Origin of the sequence: Microvirga puerhi (genome assembly GCF_020089865.1) — a bacterium.
Classification (GTDB): domain Bacteria; phylum Pseudomonadota; class Alphaproteobacteria; order Rhizobiales; family Beijerinckiaceae; genus Microvirga; species Microvirga puerhi.
On record NZ_JAIRBM010000003.1, the window covers coordinates 108,482 to 124,650 of the forward strand.

Consider the following 16,169-nt stretch of genomic DNA (forward strand, 5'->3'; position numbering starts at 1 on the left):
CCGAAGAGACGTATGTCCGAGGAGCCGTCGCAGATTCTCTAATCCCTCGATCCGATCGAGGTCTCGGGTAGACTTCTTAGGAAGGGCCTTTTCCTGAGACCGCCAGTGGTGAGACGACGAGGCAAAGGAGAAAGCGATAGAGACGTGAAGTCACGCATATCCTCTCCCCGGATCGTGAAGCGGGGAGAGGATATGAAGGCAGGAGAGGATCGTCAGATCATGAAGAAGTCCTTGTAGGTCATCTTCAGTCCCTTCTTGAGAGTCGCAATCTCAATGGCGGCCTTGGCACCCGATCCGTCCGCGTCGTAATACAGCACGCCCTTCTTGTTGTCATAGATCAGATAGTCGTTCTTATCCTTGGCCTTGTCGCCGATGGTGAAGAACTTGGCGTTCAGCTTGAGCGGCTTGGCCTCCGTGCCCTTCTTGGTCGCGGCATAGAGGGCCTTGTTGGCCTTGAAGAGCGCGTTGTCGAGCCAGATCGTGTCATCCTTGACGTTGAAGTCTGTGATCTTGTCGAGATTGGTCTTCCGGTTGAATTTCGTGTCGAAGACGAAGATGTCCTTGCCCTTGCCGCCGGTGAGGACGTCCTTACCGAGGCCGCCCCAGAGTACGTCGTTGCCGGCATCACCCTTCAGGGTGTCGTTGCCTGCGCCGCCATAGAGCTTGTCGTTGCCGAGATTGCCGGACAGGCGGTCGTTGTATTTTCCGGCCTTGAAGATGTCGTCTTCGAGGCTGCCGGATGTTATCTCCTGAGCAACATCGGCAACCGCGAGGGCGAAGGACTTGATCTCGCTTCCGCCATGACCATCGGTGACCTGCACGGTCACCATATGGGATGTGGCCTGCTCGAAATCGAGACGGAAGCCATTGTCGACGAGAAGCTGGTTGCCTTCGAGTTTGAAGCGCCCATTGGCCCCGTCGAGGAGAGTATAAGTAAGGGTGTCGCCGGCATTGGTCTCAGTGGCGCCAAGCGTTCCGACCACCGTTCCCGTTACCGCATATTCCGCCGCCGAGAGAGCGCCGGTGAGAGTCAGACCCGTCGGTGCGCGGTTGACGGCGGAAGCCTCGACCTTGATGAAGCTACTGGAATCCTGCGCGTTGTGGTCGTCGGTGACCGTCAGTGTGAAGGTCGTTGTCTCCTTGTCGCCGACTGCTCCGTTTGGTCGGTCGCGCGGATCGAACACCAGGCCTTGCAACGCAGTCTGCACCGCCGCCACCGAACCCGTCATGGAATAGGTGTGCGTCTGCGTATTGTAGGCGAAGCCATTCAGACTTGCGGCCGTGAAGGCGCCCTTGGCGTCGACATCGAGAGCGATGGTCGCCGTGACCGTCGCGCTGTCAGGATCGGTAATCGTCACGGTCTTGAACGGCGTTGCGGTCCCGATGTCCAGGGTCGATGCGACGACCGGATTGGCTGCGCTGCCGCCGTTGCCGATGACCGGCGCCACATTGCTCGACTTGTCCGCAATAGTAGTGACGACCTGCACCGCGTTCGGATGGGCGCTCGCAGCATGGAAGTCATCCTTCAAGGTGAAGGAGAACTGCGTCGTGAACTGGCCCGAATTCGCCGCGCTGTCTGTCGGATCGAAGGTCACATCGCCAAGGAAGGCCTGGAGATCGGCTGCCTTGCCGACCAGGGTGATGGTCCGCGTGGTAGCGGTCGGATTCGGATCGCTCACCGTGACAGCGGCGGTCGAATCGATATGGCCGATTGCGCCGTCCGCATTGGTGAACGAAAGGGTGAGCGTCAGCGTATCGTTGTCTGTCCCATCCGAAAGCACGACGCCTCCGAAGGGCTTCACGGCCGGGCCGTTATCTGTCGCTGGTGTCGATGGGCTCCCGGTGACCGTGAAGGTCGGATCGCTGTTGCCATCCACCACCGGGTTCACGGTGATCAGGAAGTCCTTGTAGGCGGAGGCGGCGCCGGGGCCTCCATTCTTATCCGTAACCTTGACGCTGACCGTGTAGGTTTCCGTTTTGGTAATGTCGGAGAGTGCGGCCACCTTGAGCTGGCCGTTCTCGATCTTGAAGCGGCCGCCCGCATTGCCGGCGCCGCTCGATCCGCCAGCGCCGCTCGTATCGAAGGCATAGATGAAGGTGCTGGCGGCAGCGCCCTCCGGATCGATCGCTTGCAGGGTTCCGACGACGGTCCCGTCCGTCGCGCTCTCGAGAATCGTCGCTGTCGTCGTGCTATTCGTGAAGCTCAGGCTCGTCGGCGCTTCGTTTACGTTGTTGACGTAGACCTTCACGGTAGTCGTGCCGGACGAGAGGCTGGTCTCGGTATCCGTTGCCCGCACTTGGAGGAGATAGAACTTGCGCTCCTGCGGCGTGCCGCCAAACTCCGTCTGGAGGTCGGGATCAGCCGCGACCGAAGCCTCGTAATCCACGTCGCCGACCAGGCTGATCGCCCCGGAGGCCTCATCGATCATGAACTTGCCGCCGGGATTCGTGGCCAGCGAATAGGCAAGGGAGCCTGAGGCGAGGCTCGGAGAGTGCACACTCGCCACGTAAGTGTAGAACGGCGCATTCTCGTTGATGGCGTTTACGCCGCCCTGCACCAAAGGTGCATCGGGAGCGCTCGTCGACAGCGTCAGGGTGCCGTCGGCAAATTTCAGCATCTCGATGTTGTGCAGAGTGTCGCGGCCGTCACGGCCGGCCTGCTTGTCGAGAACTTCGACGCTGCCGTCGGCATGGCGGGTGATGATGTAGTCGGCCTTGGAGCCGTTATAGACCGCCGTGTCGAGACCAGCGCCGCCGTCGATGTCGTCGTCGCCTCCGCCGCCCTCGAGAATATTGCTTCCCACGTTGCCGACGATGATGTTCGAAAGCGCGTTGCCGGTGCCGTTGATGCTGCTTGACCCGGTGAGGGTGAGATTCTCGACGTTCGCGCCGAGAGCATAGCTGACGGAGGCGAGAACGGTGTCGGTTCCTTCGCCCGCCTCCTCGGTCACGGTGTCGCCGGCATTGTCGACCACGTAGGTATCGTCGCCCCGGCCACCGGCGAGAATGTCCGCTCCAGCGCCGCCGTCGAGGACATTGTCTCCGATATTCCCGATGATCGTGTTGGCGAGCGCGTTGCCGGTTCCATCGATGTTGTCGGTCTTGATGAGCACGAGATTTTCGACATTGGCGCCGAGAGCATAGCTCACCGAGGCCTGGACCGTGTCGTTGCCCTCATTCGCCGCTTCGATCACCAGATCGTCGGCATCGTCGACGATGTAGGTGTCGTTGCCGAGACCGCCGCGCAGGATATCGGCGCCTTCGCGGCCATCGAGGATATTGTTTCCATCGTTTCCGATGATGATATTGGCCGACTCGTTGCCGGTCCCATCGATGTTGCCGGTGCCCGTGAGAATCAGATTCTCGACATTCGTCGACAGCCCGTAGGAGACGGACGCCCGCACGGTGTCCAAGCCTTCGTCCGGACGCTCGACGACGATATCGCTCGCATTGTCGACGATGTAGGTGTCGTTGCCGCCGTGCCCCGTGAGAATGTCCGCGCCGCCGCCGCCGTCGAGCACGTTGTCGCCGTTGTTCCCCATAATGGCGTTGACGAGATCGTTGCCGGTGCCGTCGAGATTGGCCGAGCCTTCGAGGATGAGGTTCTCTACGAACGCCGAGAGGGCATAGCTGACCGTTGCATGCACGGTGTCGTTACCGTCGCCGGCGGCTTCGATCACACGGTCGCCCTCATGGTCGACGATGTAGGTGTCGTCCCCACCACCGCCCAAGAGCAGATCCGCGCCTGCGCCGCCATCGAGAATGTTTTTGCCCGCGTTGCCGGTGATGACGTTCGCCAGCTCGTTGCCGGTGCCATTGATATCGCCGGTGCCGCTGAGGATGAGGTTTTCTAGATTGTCAACAAGTCCGAAGCTGATCGAAGTCCTGACCGTATCGAGACCCTCGTCGATACCCTCGATGATCACGTCATTGATATCGTCGACGATATACGTGTCGTTGCCGATACCGCCTTGCAGGCGATCGGCGCCCGCCCCACCGTCGAGGGTGTTGTCCCCGTCATTGCCGGTGATGATATTGGCGAGTTCGTTGCCGGCCCCGCTGATATGCGCGGAGCCGGTCAGGACGAGATTTTCCAGATTTCTGCCGAGGGTGTACGAGATCGAGGTTTGAACCGTATCTCGACCCTCGTCGAAACCTTCCGTCACGACGTCGCCGGCATTGTCGACGACGTAGGTATCGTTGTCCGTGCCCCCGACCAAGGTATCGGCGCCGGCGCCGCCATCCAGATAATCCTGCCCGATGCCACCCACGAGGCTGTCATTACCGCCGTTGCCGAAGAGGGAATCGTCGCCGGCGCCGCCGAGCAATGTCTCGACGCCCGCGCCGCCATAGGCCGTATCGTTCCCTTTCCCCATGTCGACGACATCGGTCACCGTTCCGCCGCGTCCGTCATAGAGGTCATTGCCGTCGTTGAGCAGGACGGCGCCCTGGACGATTCCCTGGTTGAGGAACGTATCCCCCTCCAAGGAGCCGGAGACGGCCATCTGCGCAGCGATCGTGCCGGTATTGTTTAGGAAGGCATTGCCAGCCGTGAAGCTCACGCCGACGCTGCCCGCCTGTATGAGGCCGCTATTGGTCACGTTACCGGATAGCTCGACGAAAATCCCCGTCACGCCGGCAATGATGACGCCGCTGTTAAAGACGCCGTAGGGGCTATCCGGTGTCACAGTCGTGGAGGGGGCAAAGCTGGCGCCACCGGTCAGCTTAATACCGGTATCGGTCGCCTCGATCCGACCGACATTGACGATATGATTGAGCTCGCCGCTGCCTAGATCACCGTTGGCGCGAATGCCGTAAAAACCGGACAGGAGACCATTGTTGAAAATATGATTGTCAGATCCGTTCAGATAAATGGCGGCGGTATCATAATACGTCAGGGAGCCCGATATCTGACCGTTGTTGATCACGACGTTGGCGTCGTCCCCCAGAACAATGCCATTGAGGGTGCCTCTGACGGTGCCGGTCGAGCCGACTGTGATGGCATTGCTGTCTCCGCCGAAAGCGATGGCATCGGCTTGCGAGCGGATCGACCCGTCGACGACGACGGTCGATCCCGGATACCCCGTGACGGCCGTATTGGTCGTGATGATTGACCCGCTTTGCGTGACCTGCAGCGTGTCGAAGGTCGTCGGATCGAGAGTGGTTTCCGTGGTTCGTGTCGCTGAAACAAATAAAGTAGACATGCCGGCCCCCTGAATATTTCTGCCATGTTATTACATGTCATGGGGCCGTCAATCTCTAAACAGTCCAGAAATGAACGGAATGGCCACCGTCTTGCGGCCGAAACGCCCCTGTCAGGGCGCGTCGACGCGGCGGGCGTTGAACATGGAGATTCGCTGGGGCATGTCCTCGACGGCGGCCTTGAACTCGCCCGTCTCCGGATCGCGGACCATCAGGACGCCCGAGGCGACGCCGAAGAAGGCACCGTGGAGCTGCAGCTTGCCCCGCTCGACGAGAATGCGGACGCAAGGGAAGGTCATCAGGTTGTTGAGGCTGTTCTCGATCGCCGCCAGTTCGAGCCGGGTCAGATAGTCGGAAAAGTCGGCATCCCCTCGGGGGCCGATCCGCTCGGCGGCCGGGGCGATCAGGTTCATCCAGCGGCCGATGAAGTCGCCGGGAGAGAGGGGGGCGGTGTCGTCCGCGAAGGCCCGGATGCCGCCGCAGCGGGCATGTCCCAGAACCACGATATGCTTCACCCGCAGGGCCTGGACCGCGAATTCAAGGGCGGCGGAGGTGCCGTGGTAGTCACCGCCGGTCTCGAAGGGCGGTATGAGATTGGCCACGTTGCGCACGACGAAGAGCTCGCCCGGACTCGCGTCGAAGATCACCTCCGGCGAGACGCGGCTGTCGCAGCACCCGATGATCAGGACCTCCGGCGACTGCCCCTGCTCGGCAAGAGCCTCGTATCGCCCCTTCTCGCGGGAGAAACGCTCGTCGAGAAAGGCACGGTAGCCGTCGGTCAGGCGCTGTGGAAACATGGGCAGGCTCCTTTTCCAGTCCCCCGTGTCCTAGTCCCATCCGGTCGGGATTGGCAACTGGGGCGGGGTTTCACTCGATTCCGGTGAGCGGTTCGGAAGCCCGCCTTCCCGGCCAGAAGCCGGCATGGCATGAAGAGAATGCTTAACGAGGATCGGTCATGGTCGACGCGACGACGCTTCTGGCTTTCGCTCTGGTGGCTCTGGGCATGGTGCTGACGCCCGGCCCCAACATGATCTACCTGATCTCGCGATCGATCTGCCAGGGACCCATGGCCGGCTTGATCTCGCTGGGCGGCGTTGCCCTCGGGTTCCTGTTCTACATGCTCTGCGCGGCGCTTGGGATCACCTCGCTCATCTTCGCGGTCCCTTACGCCTACGACGCCTTGCGCCTTACCGGGGCGGCCTATCTCCTTTATCTCGCCTGGCAGGCCCTGAGGCCGAACGGCAAATCGCCGTTCCAAGTGCGTGACCTGCCGCGCGACGGCGCCGGCAAGCTGTTCACCATGGGGCTCGTCACCAACCTCCTGAACCCGAAGGCGGCGATGCTCTACCTCTCGCTCCTGCCGCAATTCATCGATCCGGCCCGGGGCAACGTGCTCGGCCAGTCGCTGCTCCTTGGGACGATCCAAATCTCGATCAGCGTCACGGTCAACGCGCTGATCGCGATCACAGCGGGAACGGTCGCCGCCTTCCTCGCCAAGCATCCTGGCTGGGTACTGGCCCAGCGCTGGCTCATGGGCACGGTGCTCGGTGGCCTTGCCGTGCAGATGGCGATCGAGGCGAAGAAATAACCTGAAGCGTCAGAACCCAGCGACGCTCTCAAGCTTCGACAGTTCTACATTGGCGCCGCAGAGGAGCACGCCGATGCGTTCGCCGTGTGCCGGCCGATAGGCGCCGGAGAGCAGCGCCGCGAGGGCTGCGGCCCCGCCCGGCTCCGTGGCGATGCGCCAGTCGCGCCAGAGCAGTCCTTGCGCCTCGCGGATGGCGGCATCGGTCACGAGCGCCACGTGGTCGACGGTCCGGCTGCAGATCGCATGGACGAGTTCGCCCGTGTTGCGTGCTCCGAGCGAATCGGCCGCGACCGAATCGACATCTACGTCCACGGGTCGTCCCGCTGCCAGCGCCGCATGGAGCGCCCGCGAGCCTTCGGGCTCCACGCCCACCACCTTCACACGGCCGGCCCACCAGCTGGCGAGGCCGCTGATCAGGCCACCGCCGCCCACCGCCACCAGGACCGTGTCGAGGGAAGGACCATCCTCCTCCCATTCGAGCGCGGCGGTGCCCTGGCCGATCATCGTGGCCTCCGCTGCGAAGGGGTGGACCCTCAAGGCGCCGGTCTCGGCCACATAAGCATCGCAGGCCGCCTGGGCATCCGCATAGCGGGCCCCGCCGATCACCACCTCGGCTCCGTGAGAGCGGATGACGGCTATCTTCGCGGGACTCGAGATTTCGGGCACGAAGATCCGCGCCCGGAGCCCGAGCTGCCGCGCCGCATAGGCTACCGCCGCCCCGTGATTGCCACCGGAGGCTGCCGCGGCGCCCGCGGCAGGAATCGGCATCGAGAGCAGGGTATTGAAGGCGCCGCGCGTTTTGAACGAGCCTGCATGCTGCAGGAATTCCAGCTTCAGGCTGACGGGACCCTCATGGCCGAAAGCCTGGGGCAGGGTCCAGACGGGCGTCCGGCGAATATGGGGAGCGATGCGGGCGTGGGCCTGCGCAATGTCATCACGGGTGATCGGAAGGGCGGAGGAAGCGGACATCGAAGCGAACCTGGGAGCCTGGGAGGACAGAGTCCAGATGGCGACCGGAAGACCATGGGAATCCCGGCCGGGAGGATTGGGGAAGGAGCGTCCTCCACCTCTAGCGATGTCGAGGGCCACGGCCAACCCCGCCAGTGCATCGACGAGATCGTCTTCCGCCGCTCCGCGCGGCGGCTGCGCTCCCACGAGGTTGGGCGGGAGCCCGATTCCCATGAGAAGACCCCGCCGCAAGGCGAGGCCGGGCGGATAGGGCCTGCTCTTTACTTTCTTCGGTTCGGCAAGGGCGCGGTCGCCGTTCATCGCCCAGAATGCGAGTTCGGGATGAGCCTCCACGATCCGGTTCACGAGATCCCGCCTTTGCCGCAGCAGAATGTCGATTTCGCAGATCTTCGTGAAGAGATGAAAACCCTGCTTCGAGACCTTGCGTGGCGGATCCGAGGTCGCGAGCGCCGCCGTGCAGGCGGCGCGATAATCGGCCGTTTCCACGGCGCGGCGCGAGGGGATCGCGAAGACGGAAGATTGCCGTGCCCCGAGGAGAGGCCGGACCAACTGCTCGGGATGGCGCCCCGAGCCCGTCGTCCATTCCGGCAATCCGATCGGCATGTCGATCGCGACCATGTCGGGACGCTCGGGCGCATCGAGGATCTCGGCGATGTGCCTGACGACGCGGATCACCGGCGCTGCAAGTCCGTCGCGATGCGCGAAGACCGCGATCCATCCCGCCGGGCATCCATCGACGCCTGCCACCCACATCCTTTGCGTTTCCTTCTGTTTCCCGTGAGGCCGATGCGCGATTACACTTCCCCATCGACCGGGAGATCATGATGACCGAGATTCGTCCGCGCCGCAGCGCCCTTTACATGCCGGGTTCGAACCTGCGCGCGATCGAGAAAGCCAGAACCTTGCCTGCCGATGTGCTGATTCTCGATCTCGAGGATTCGGTTGCGCCCGATGCCAAGGCAGAAGCACGCGCGCAGGTCTGCGCCGCTGTCGAACAGGGCGGCTTCGGTCCGCGGGAAGTGGTTATCCGCATCAACGCCCTCGATTCGCCATGGGGCGAGGATGATCTCGCCGCAGCAGCCAGGACCGCGCCGGATGCGATCCTGGTTCCCAAGGTATCGTCGCCCGAAACGCTCGCCGCCGTCGGCCTCAGGCTGCGCCGCCTCAAGACCGCGGAGACCGTCCGCATCTGGGCGATGATCGAGACCGCGCACGCGATTCTCCGGGCGGATGCCATCGCGAGCGCCACGCATGACGTGGATACGCGCCTGTCCTGCTTCGTGCTCGGCCTGAACGATCTGGCGCGGGAGACGCAGACCCGTCTCGTGCCCGGTCGCGCGCCGATGCTGCCATGGATGATGATCGCTCTCGCGGCGGCGCGCGCGAACGGCATCGCGATTCTCGACGGCGTCTACAACAACCTGTCGGATCAGGAGGGCCTTCGCGCCGAGTGCGAACAGGCGCGCGATGCTGGCTTTGACGGCAAGACTTTGATTCATCCGAATCAGATCGCTCTCGCCAACACGATCTTTTCGCCGACCCCCGCAGAGTTGGAGGAAGCGCAGGCCGTCGCGTCGGCCTTCGAAAAGCCAGAGAATGTCGGACGCGGCGCTATCGCTCTGAATGGGCGCATGGTGGAAAGGCTTCATGCGGACATGGCGCAGCGTGTCCTCGGTCTCGCGCAGGCGATCGAGAAGCGATGTGTGTGACACCATCATTCCGAGGCTGCGGAGCGGTGCCGAAATAGTGGAATTTCAGTCCGTCAGAGGCCGCGCTTCTTCCGGCAGCATGATTGGGATGCCGTCGCGGATAGGATAGGCGAGTTTCGCCTGACGGCTGATGAGTTCCTGCCGGACGGCATCGTAATCGAGCGATTCCTTGGTCAGAGGACAGACCAGCATTTCAAGGAGCTTGGGATCGATGCGCGTGGCTTCCACGGGCTGGGGCGTATTGTCGGTCATGGCGTGTTTCCTATTGCAGTGGTGTATCGGATCCGTTGCTGCCACGGGCGAGTTCGATCTCCGTCAGGGCGATCAGAACCTCGGCGCGGGTCTTGAGATCCTGCGCTTCGAGCAATGCCTGTTTCTCGCGCACGCCGAAGGGGCTCATCATGCATAGCGCATTGACCAGGGCTTCGTTGGGCGCCTCGTCGATGCCCTTCCAGTCGACGCGCACGTCCGCTGCCTTCACGAAGTCACGCAAGGCACGCACGACGCCGGAGCGGTCCACCTCGCTTTCGCCGGCGCGCGCGACGAAGTCGGTGCGATAGCGGTCGAAATCGACGCGACATTGCCGGTAGAGCGTGGTCGTCGCCATCTCATCGATGATGCGGAAGCGGGAGATGCCCACCAGGGTGACCAGATAGCGGCCGTCGCCGGTCTCGGCGAATTGGGTGAGACGTCCGGCGCAGCCCACATGGTAGAGCTGCGGGTTGAGGTGTGTGCCACCGCCGTCCGCGTCCGGCTGCACCATGCCGATGACACGATCGCCCTTCAGGGCATCGTCGACCATGGCGAGGTAGCGCGGCTCGAAGATGTTGAGGGGGATCTGGCCGCGCGGCAGGAGGAGGGCGCCGGGAAGCGGGAAGACGGGTATGACCGATGGGCAATCTTCAGGCCCCCGGTAGACCGCGTTCATTCCCATTCCCATCTCCTGCGCGTGGATCGGTCGGCGTCAGGCAAACAGGATCGAGGAAAGTCTCCGCCTCCCTGCGAGCGTCGCCTCGTCCATCGGGCCCCAGGCCTCGAAGAACTGGACGAGCTGCTTGCGCGCGCCGTCCTCGTTCCAATTGCGGTCGCGGCGCACGATTTCAAGGAGTTGATCGACGGCTTCTTCACGCTTGCCGCGCGCGTTGAGTCCGACCGCGAGGTCGAAACGCGCCTGATGATCGAGGGGATTCACCTGGATCCGATGCTCGAGGTCCGAAAGGTCTCCGAGCGAGCCCGCCTGCTCGGCAAGCTCCACTGCTGCGCGGGCGCCCGCGATCGTCGGATCGTTCGCCTTTTCCGGAGGCACCATCTCGAGCAGGCGCTTGGCGCCCTCGATGTCTCCGAGTTCCACGTGAAGCTTCGCCAATGCGGCAAGCGCCGGCACATGGGATGGGTCCTGTGCCAGGATGCCCGCATAGAGTTCCGCCGCGCCGGATGCGTCACCCTCGGCAGCAAGGTGGTCGGCTTCCGCCATGATCTCCTCGGTGGCGCTCGGGCCCAAGGGGCCGATGAGGCGCTCGATGAAGGTCTTGATCTGGCTTTCCGGCAGGGCGCCCATGAAGCCGTCCACCGGCTGGCCGCGCTGGAAGGCGAAGACCGCGGGGATTGACTGCACGCCGAGCTGTCCGGCGATCTGGGGGTGCTCGTCGATGTTCATTTTGACCAGCTTGACCTTGCCGCCGGCCTCGCGGACGACCTTTTCGAGCACGGGGGTCAGCTGCTTGCACGGACCGCACCAGGGAGCCCAGAAATCCACCAGAACCGGCTGCTGCATGGATTCGGTGAGAACGTCCTGACGGAAGGTCGCCGTGGTCGTATCCTTGATCAGGCCGTCGGCGGGGTTGCCGTTGGGGGGAGTGTCGGTGAGCATGCGATCCTCGAATGCGGTCTTGAGGGATACGAAGTCTGTCTCAGATGGGAGCGTCGGCACTGTCTGGCAATTGCTCCGGCGGTTCGGGCAGGCGTAAAATCACCGGCTCGTGGCCCGTGGCGCGCAGGAACTTGAGCAGATCGTCCCGCGAGACACCGGTGGTCATGGAATTGACCAGCGGATGAAAATTCATCCGCTCATGCTCCATGAGATTGGCATCCAGGATCATCGTTACCTGACCCTCGCGGTCGTTCGCTACGGCGAAAGGCGTCACCGAGCCGGGCTCGACGCCGAGCAGGGCGCGCAGCTGATCTGCCGAACCGAAGGACAGGCGTCCCGAGGCCCCAATGGCCGCATGAGCCCGCTTCAGGTCGATTCTCGTCTCGTCCTTGGCGGTGATCAGGAAATAGCGGCCCTTTTTGTCTTTCACGAACAGGTTCTTGGAGTGGGCGCCGGGGATCTGCGCCTTGACGGGACGCGATTCGGCGACGGTGAAGACGGGTTCGTGCTCGACCGTTTCCGCCGCAATGCCCAGGGCGGCCAGCCGGTCGAGGAGAGCGCGGGGCGAGAGATGGGTCACGGGATAGACAACCTCCGGAAGACCGGGAGGGTTCTAACGGCCTGCCGCTCCCGCCTCAAGTCGCCGGGGCGAAAGATTGCCGCGGTTCTGGCGGCAGCCTCGAAAGAACCCCTTGCAATATGACTCGTTTTGGGGCACATCAGCGGCCTCGCAACGGCGCAAGCCGGGGAGCGCGGGTGTAGCTCAGGGGTAGAGCACAACCTTGCCAAGGTTGGGGTCGAGGGTTCGAATCCCTTCGCCCGCTCCAATTTCCAAAGCCATGCTTCGGATCCGCAAAGACCGCCTTCAGGGCGGCTTTTTGCTGTCTTGCCCGGGCGTCATGTCCGAACGGGCATGCCGATCCGCTCGTCGTGCCGGCGGAGCCAGCCGATCACCGGGATGCTGAGAATCACCATCCAGGCCTTGCCGATGATCTGCGCCCCGAGGAATTCCAGGCTGCCGAAGGCGAGCGACAGGAACACGATGCTGTCGATCACGAGGCCGACGAAGCTGCTCGCTACGACGGCCAGCACCAGCCCTCGGCGCTGGAGCGGCGTATAGACCCCGAAATCCGCAAGCTCTGACAGAAGGAAGGCGGCCGTCGAGGCGACGATGAGGGAGGGCGGCGCGACTGCCGCCGAGAGAAACGCTCCGAAAACGATGGCGGCGAGTGCCCAGGGGCGCCCAAGGCGGCGCTGCACGAGGTCGCGCAGGATCAGCGCCAGTCCGACGACGAGCACGCCGCTCGGTGCGGCGATCCCGGGTGCGACAGGAACGAGGCACGGGCCGCCCGGAACGCAGACCGTGCCCACATGGCCGATCATCCAGTTCGCCAGCGGAACGCAGGCGGCGAAGCAGGCCAGAAAAGCCGAGCCCTCGATCTTCCGACGTGTCTCCACATTCATAACGGGCTCCTGCCGTCAGGCGGCGCCGACGCTCTCCTTTTCGGCCGCCACCGACTCGGCGATGCGCCGCTCGATCTCGACGCGATCGATGATGCCGGAAGGATTGTCCTTGGAGGGCATGAATTTGCGATAATGCAGGTAGCGACCGCGGCTGACCTCTTCGAGCCGCGCAAGTTCGGCGAGCGGATCCGCGTGGTCGTCGACCCGGATGTCGAGGAAGGGATATTCCTCGCCGTCGTGGATGAGCATGGCGGCCGATTGCTTGCCGCGCTTGTCGCCGCCTGCCGCTTCGCCGGCCTTCAGCGCCGCCAGGAAGCGCCGTGGCAGTGGAAGATGTGCTGAGGATTCGAAGACGCGTGCCGTCTCCTCGATGACCTGCGAGCCCGCCAGCATGTTGCCGGCGACCGAAAATCCATCACGAATCAAGTGCCCGCACCAGGGCACGCAATCGGCGCCCGTATAGGCTGCGGAGCGTCCTTGCGTGTCCATCACATGAACCTGCCGTTGTCCTCGGCCCTCGTCCGCCGCGGTGACGATCCGGATCACGTCCTCGGCGGGGGCGCCCGCCCGCAGGAGTTCGAGGCCGCGATAGCCGTAGAACGGATTGACGAAAGCCTGCGTCGCCACGGCACCGGCGCCCGTCGCAACGAACGGCACGCGCGCGCCGACGGCAAAGGCGCAGGTCGACACCGCGATCCCGATCTGCCCCGTCGCCTCGTCTCTGGCCACGATCGACCATGTCATTGTGATATCCCCTGCTTGAATGCGTTCCGTTTCCTATTCAACCGGGCACTCACACCGTGCGCAATATGCCCTAAGCCATCACCCGCAAGGTCGTGGCGATCGGCGTGCCGCGTTTCAGGGTTTTCGTGACCGGAGTCTTCTCGCAGATCTCCGCGAGCCGCGTCTGCTGCTCCGGGCTCAGGGGAGCGCTGAGGCGGACCTCGCGGGTGATCGATTCGGTGCCAGCCTCGTCGCGTGCGAAGCGGGCATCCACCTCGACGCGTCCGAGCTCCCAGCCTTTCCGGTCCGCATACATCCTGAGCGTCAGGGACGTGCAGGCGGCCAGCGAGGCGAGCAGCAATTCGTAAGGCGAGGGGCCGCTATCCGTCCCACCGAGACTGGCCGGCTCATCGGCCGTGAGAGTGTGAGTGCGGGCACGGATCTCCTGCCGGTAGCCGGCGGCGCTCGCGAGATGGATGGTGGCCATGAAATCTCCTCGTTCGAGAAAGCTATTCGGGCAGGGGGATGAATTCGCTCTCGTCCGGCACGTGGGCGAAGCGGCCCATCTTCCAGTCCTCCTTCGCCTGCTCGATGCGCTCGCGGCTTGACGAAACGAAGTTCCACCAGATGTGGCGCGGTCCTTCCAGGGCAGTGCCGCCGAGGAACATCATGCGCGTGGGCTTCACGGCCCGCACCGTGATGCGGTCGCCCGGTCGGAAGATGAGGAGCCGCGGTCCCTCGAAACGGTCGCCGGCGATGTCGACCTCGCCCTCGACCACGTAGATCGCCCGCTCCTCATGGTCGGCATCGAGGGGAGCGGTCATGCCTGCGTCGAGGGCGACCTCCACGTAGAACCAGTCGGAGACCTGCTCCACCGGCGCCGTGACGCCGAAGGCCGAGCCGGCGATCACCCGAGCATAGAGCCCCGTATCGCGAATCTCCGGCAGGCTCGCCGCATCGTAGTGCTGGAAGGAGGGGGCGATTTCCTCCCTGGCAGCGGGGAGGGCGATCCAGCTCTGCAGGCCGAGCATGCGCCCGCCATGTCGCTCCGCTTCCGGAGAGCGCTCGGAATGGGCGATTCCCCGTCCGGCGGTCATCAGATTCATGGCGCCGGGTGCGATGTCCTGCACGTTGCCGTTGCTGTCCCGATGGGTGATGCGGCCATCGAACAGATAAGAGACGGTCGCGAGCCCGATATGGGGATGCGGCCGTACATCCATGCCCTTGCCGTCGATGAATTGCACCGGGCCGAAATGATCGAAGAAGATGAAAGGCCCGACCATCTGGCGCTTGCCGTGCGGCAGGGCGCGGCGCACCGAGAAGCCGTCGCCGAGATCCCGCACGCGTGGGACGACGATCAGTTCGAGGGCATTGCAGGATGGGGCATCGCCCAGGATCGGATCTTCGCTCGGAAGCCAGCTCATGGCGCTTCTCCTTGTTCTCACCTGCGTCGTGACCGCAAGATAGGCACTCTCACGGGCAAGCCAAGCGCAATCGGGAAAGGCCGCCTTTGCACGGCTGCCGCTTGACGCGGCAATCCGTTCCGTCCTTCACCCTGGGGTTTGGGAATGACCCTGTGCTAAGGAGCGCTCTCCCGCCGCGCCGGCACAGCCAGCTTGCCATGAGGAATTGAGACGGATGGAACTGCCGCCGCTTTTGCGACAGGGCGTGGATGCCGCGCTTGTGGGCATCAGCCTTTCCGATCTGGGCAGGGCGGCCGGGACTTTGTCCGCGCGCTACCGGGCCGAGATCCGCGACGGGCGCTTCCATCTCTCCGATGATCTCGCGGCGCGGGCCTATCTCGCCACGCGCCTGCCGGCGACCTATGCGGCGATCCGCGCCGCCATGGTGGCGATCTCCGATCTGCGCTCCGATTTCGCGCCCGCCGACATGCTCGATCTCGGTGCCGGCCCTGGCTCCGCGTTCTGGGCGGCGATGGATTGCTGGCCTGGTCTCAGCCATGCCCTGCTGGTGGAGGGCAGCGCCTCGATCCGGGCCTGGGGTGAAAAGCTCAGCCTGAGCGCGCCTGTCGAAGCGGAATGGCGCAGCGGCGATGTGAGCGGGTCCCTCGCCGATCTACCATCCCGCGATCTGGTCACGCTGGCCTATGTGCTCGACGAGTTGGACGAGGCCGCACGAGGGCCGCTCATTGCGCGGCTCTGGGAACTGACCCGGGACACGCTTCTCGTGGTCGAGCCGGGAACGCCTGCGGGCTGGGAGCGCATCCTGGCCGCGCGGGAGCGCCTGATCGCTGCCGGTGCGACGCTGCTTGCGCCCTGCACGCATGCCGCCGCCTGTCCGCTCGTCCGGCCGGACTGGTGCCACTTCTCCCGCCGGGTCGCGCGCTCGCGCCTGCATCGGCAGGCCAAGGGAGCGGAGGTGCCGTGGGAGGACGAGAAATTCATTTATCTGGCGGCGTCGCGTTTTCCGGGCGACCGGCCGGCGGCCCGCGTCATCGCGCCGCCCCGGCTCGGCAGCGGCCAGGTCCGCCTGAAGCTCTGCCTGAGCGACGGACAGGCGCAGGAAAGCCTTTTCACGAAACGCTCCGGTGCCGATTTCAAGCAGGCGCGGCGTGCCGAATGGGGCGATGCGCTGTAACACCTGTTTGCCGCCGACAGCGCCCCCGTGCTAACGCGACAGCCCG

The 16,169-nt window shown here is 64.1% G+C and carries 14 protein-coding genes and 1 tRNA gene; 4 read left to right on the forward strand and 11 right to left on the reverse strand.

The window, feature by feature from the left end; all coding sequences use genetic code 11:
- Window positions 1-212 precede the first annotated feature (212 nt).
- Window positions 213-5,204 (reverse strand): hypothetical protein, encoded by a 4,992-nt coding sequence (locus K9B37_RS24760; RefSeq protein WP_305072129.1) that lies wholly within the window; start codon window positions 5,202-5,204, stop codon window positions 213-215.
- A gap of 111 nt (window positions 5,205-5,315) precedes the next feature.
- The gene (locus K9B37_RS04890) at window positions 5,316-5,999 is read right to left on the reverse strand and encodes a carbonic anhydrase (protein ID WP_224311731.1); all 684 of its coding nucleotides are present in this window, start codon (window positions 5,997-5,999) and stop codon (window positions 5,316-5,318) included.
- Window positions 6,000-6,157: 158 nt separating this feature from the next.
- Here K9B37_RS04890 and K9B37_RS04895 point away from each other — a divergent pair, with 158 nt between their 5' ends.
- Window positions 6,158-6,790 carry a LysE family translocator gene (locus K9B37_RS04895; RefSeq protein WP_224311732.1) on the forward strand — a complete coding sequence of 211 codons (633 nt, stop codon included), beginning with the start codon at window positions 6,158-6,160 and terminating at the stop codon, window positions 6,788-6,790.
- A gap of 9 nt (window positions 6,791-6,799) precedes the next feature.
- Here K9B37_RS04895 and K9B37_RS24865 read toward each other — a convergent pair whose 3' ends face one another.
- Window positions 6,800-8,512 (reverse strand): serine/threonine dehydratase, encoded by a 1,713-nt coding sequence (locus K9B37_RS24865; protein WP_369414214.1) that lies wholly within the window; start codon window positions 8,510-8,512, stop codon window positions 6,800-6,802.
- 71 nt (window positions 8,513-8,583) lie between these two features.
- Here K9B37_RS24865 and K9B37_RS04910 point away from each other — a divergent pair, with 71 nt between their 5' ends.
- A complete protein-coding gene (locus tag K9B37_RS04910; RefSeq protein WP_224312136.1) occupies window positions 8,584-9,468 on the forward strand; it encodes an HpcH/HpaI aldolase/citrate lyase family protein in 885 nt (294 codons plus the stop codon).
- A 45-nt stretch (window positions 9,469-9,513) separates the two neighbouring features.
- Here K9B37_RS04910 and K9B37_RS04915 read toward each other — a convergent pair whose 3' ends face one another.
- Genes K9B37_RS04915 through K9B37_RS04930 form a run of 4 tightly spaced genes read right to left on the reverse strand, consistent with a single transcriptional unit; the run spans window position 9,514 to window position 11,918 of the window.
- A complete protein-coding gene (locus K9B37_RS04915; protein ID WP_224311734.1) occupies window positions 9,514-9,720 on the reverse strand; it encodes a Trm112 family protein in 207 nt (68 codons plus the stop codon).
- A 10-nt stretch (window positions 9,721-9,730) separates the two neighbouring features.
- Window positions 9,731-10,402, reverse strand: a complete 672-nt coding sequence (locus K9B37_RS04920; RefSeq protein ID WP_224311736.1) for an LON peptidase substrate-binding domain-containing protein — start codon at window positions 10,400-10,402, stop codon at window positions 9,731-9,733.
- A 30-nt stretch (window positions 10,403-10,432) separates the two neighbouring features.
- The gene (gene trxA, locus K9B37_RS04925) at window positions 10,433-11,338 is read right to left on the reverse strand and encodes a thioredoxin (protein WP_224311737.1); all 906 of its coding nucleotides are present in this window, start codon (window positions 11,336-11,338) and stop codon (window positions 10,433-10,435) included.
- A 40-nt stretch (window positions 11,339-11,378) separates the two neighbouring features.
- The gene (locus tag K9B37_RS04930; protein WP_224311739.1) at window positions 11,379-11,918 is read right to left on the reverse strand and encodes a prolyl-tRNA synthetase associated domain-containing protein; all 540 of its coding nucleotides are present in this window, start codon (window positions 11,916-11,918) and stop codon (window positions 11,379-11,381) included.
- Window positions 11,919-12,090: 172 nt separating this feature from the next.
- On the opposite strand from K9B37_RS04930, the gene K9B37_RS04935 reads away from it, so the two are divergent.
- Window positions 12,091-12,165: transfer RNA gene (locus K9B37_RS04935), tRNA-Gly, on the forward strand.
- A 70-nt stretch (window positions 12,166-12,235) separates the two neighbouring features.
- Here the strand turns inward: K9B37_RS04935 and K9B37_RS04940 are convergent.
- From K9B37_RS04940 to K9B37_RS04955, 4 genes are all read right to left on the reverse strand, one after another.
- Window positions 12,236-12,802: a VUT family protein gene (locus K9B37_RS04940; protein ID WP_224311741.1), complete on the reverse strand. Its 567-nt coding sequence runs from the start codon at window positions 12,800-12,802 to the stop codon at window positions 12,236-12,238.
- Between the two features lie 15 nt (window positions 12,803-12,817).
- Window positions 12,818-13,546 (reverse strand): DUF1028 domain-containing protein, encoded by a 729-nt coding sequence (locus tag K9B37_RS04945; protein ID WP_224311742.1) that lies wholly within the window; start codon window positions 13,544-13,546, stop codon window positions 12,818-12,820.
- A 70-nt stretch (window positions 13,547-13,616) separates the two neighbouring features.
- A complete protein-coding gene (locus K9B37_RS04950) occupies window positions 13,617-14,012 on the reverse strand; it encodes an OsmC family protein (protein WP_224311743.1) in 396 nt (131 codons plus the stop codon).
- Window positions 14,013-14,034: 22 nt separating this feature from the next.
- Window positions 14,035-14,949, reverse strand: a complete 915-nt coding sequence (locus K9B37_RS04955; RefSeq protein ID WP_224311745.1) for a pirin family protein — start codon at window positions 14,947-14,949, stop codon at window positions 14,035-14,037.
- Window positions 14,950-15,163: 214 nt separating this feature from the next.
- On the opposite strand from K9B37_RS04955, the gene K9B37_RS04960 reads away from it, so the two are divergent.
- Complete coding sequence (locus tag K9B37_RS04960) at window positions 15,164-16,123, forward strand: small ribosomal subunit Rsm22 family protein (RefSeq protein WP_224311746.1); 960 nt, start codon at window positions 15,164-15,166, stop codon at window positions 16,121-16,123.
- The last annotated feature ends 46 nt before the right edge of the window (window positions 16,124-16,169 follow it).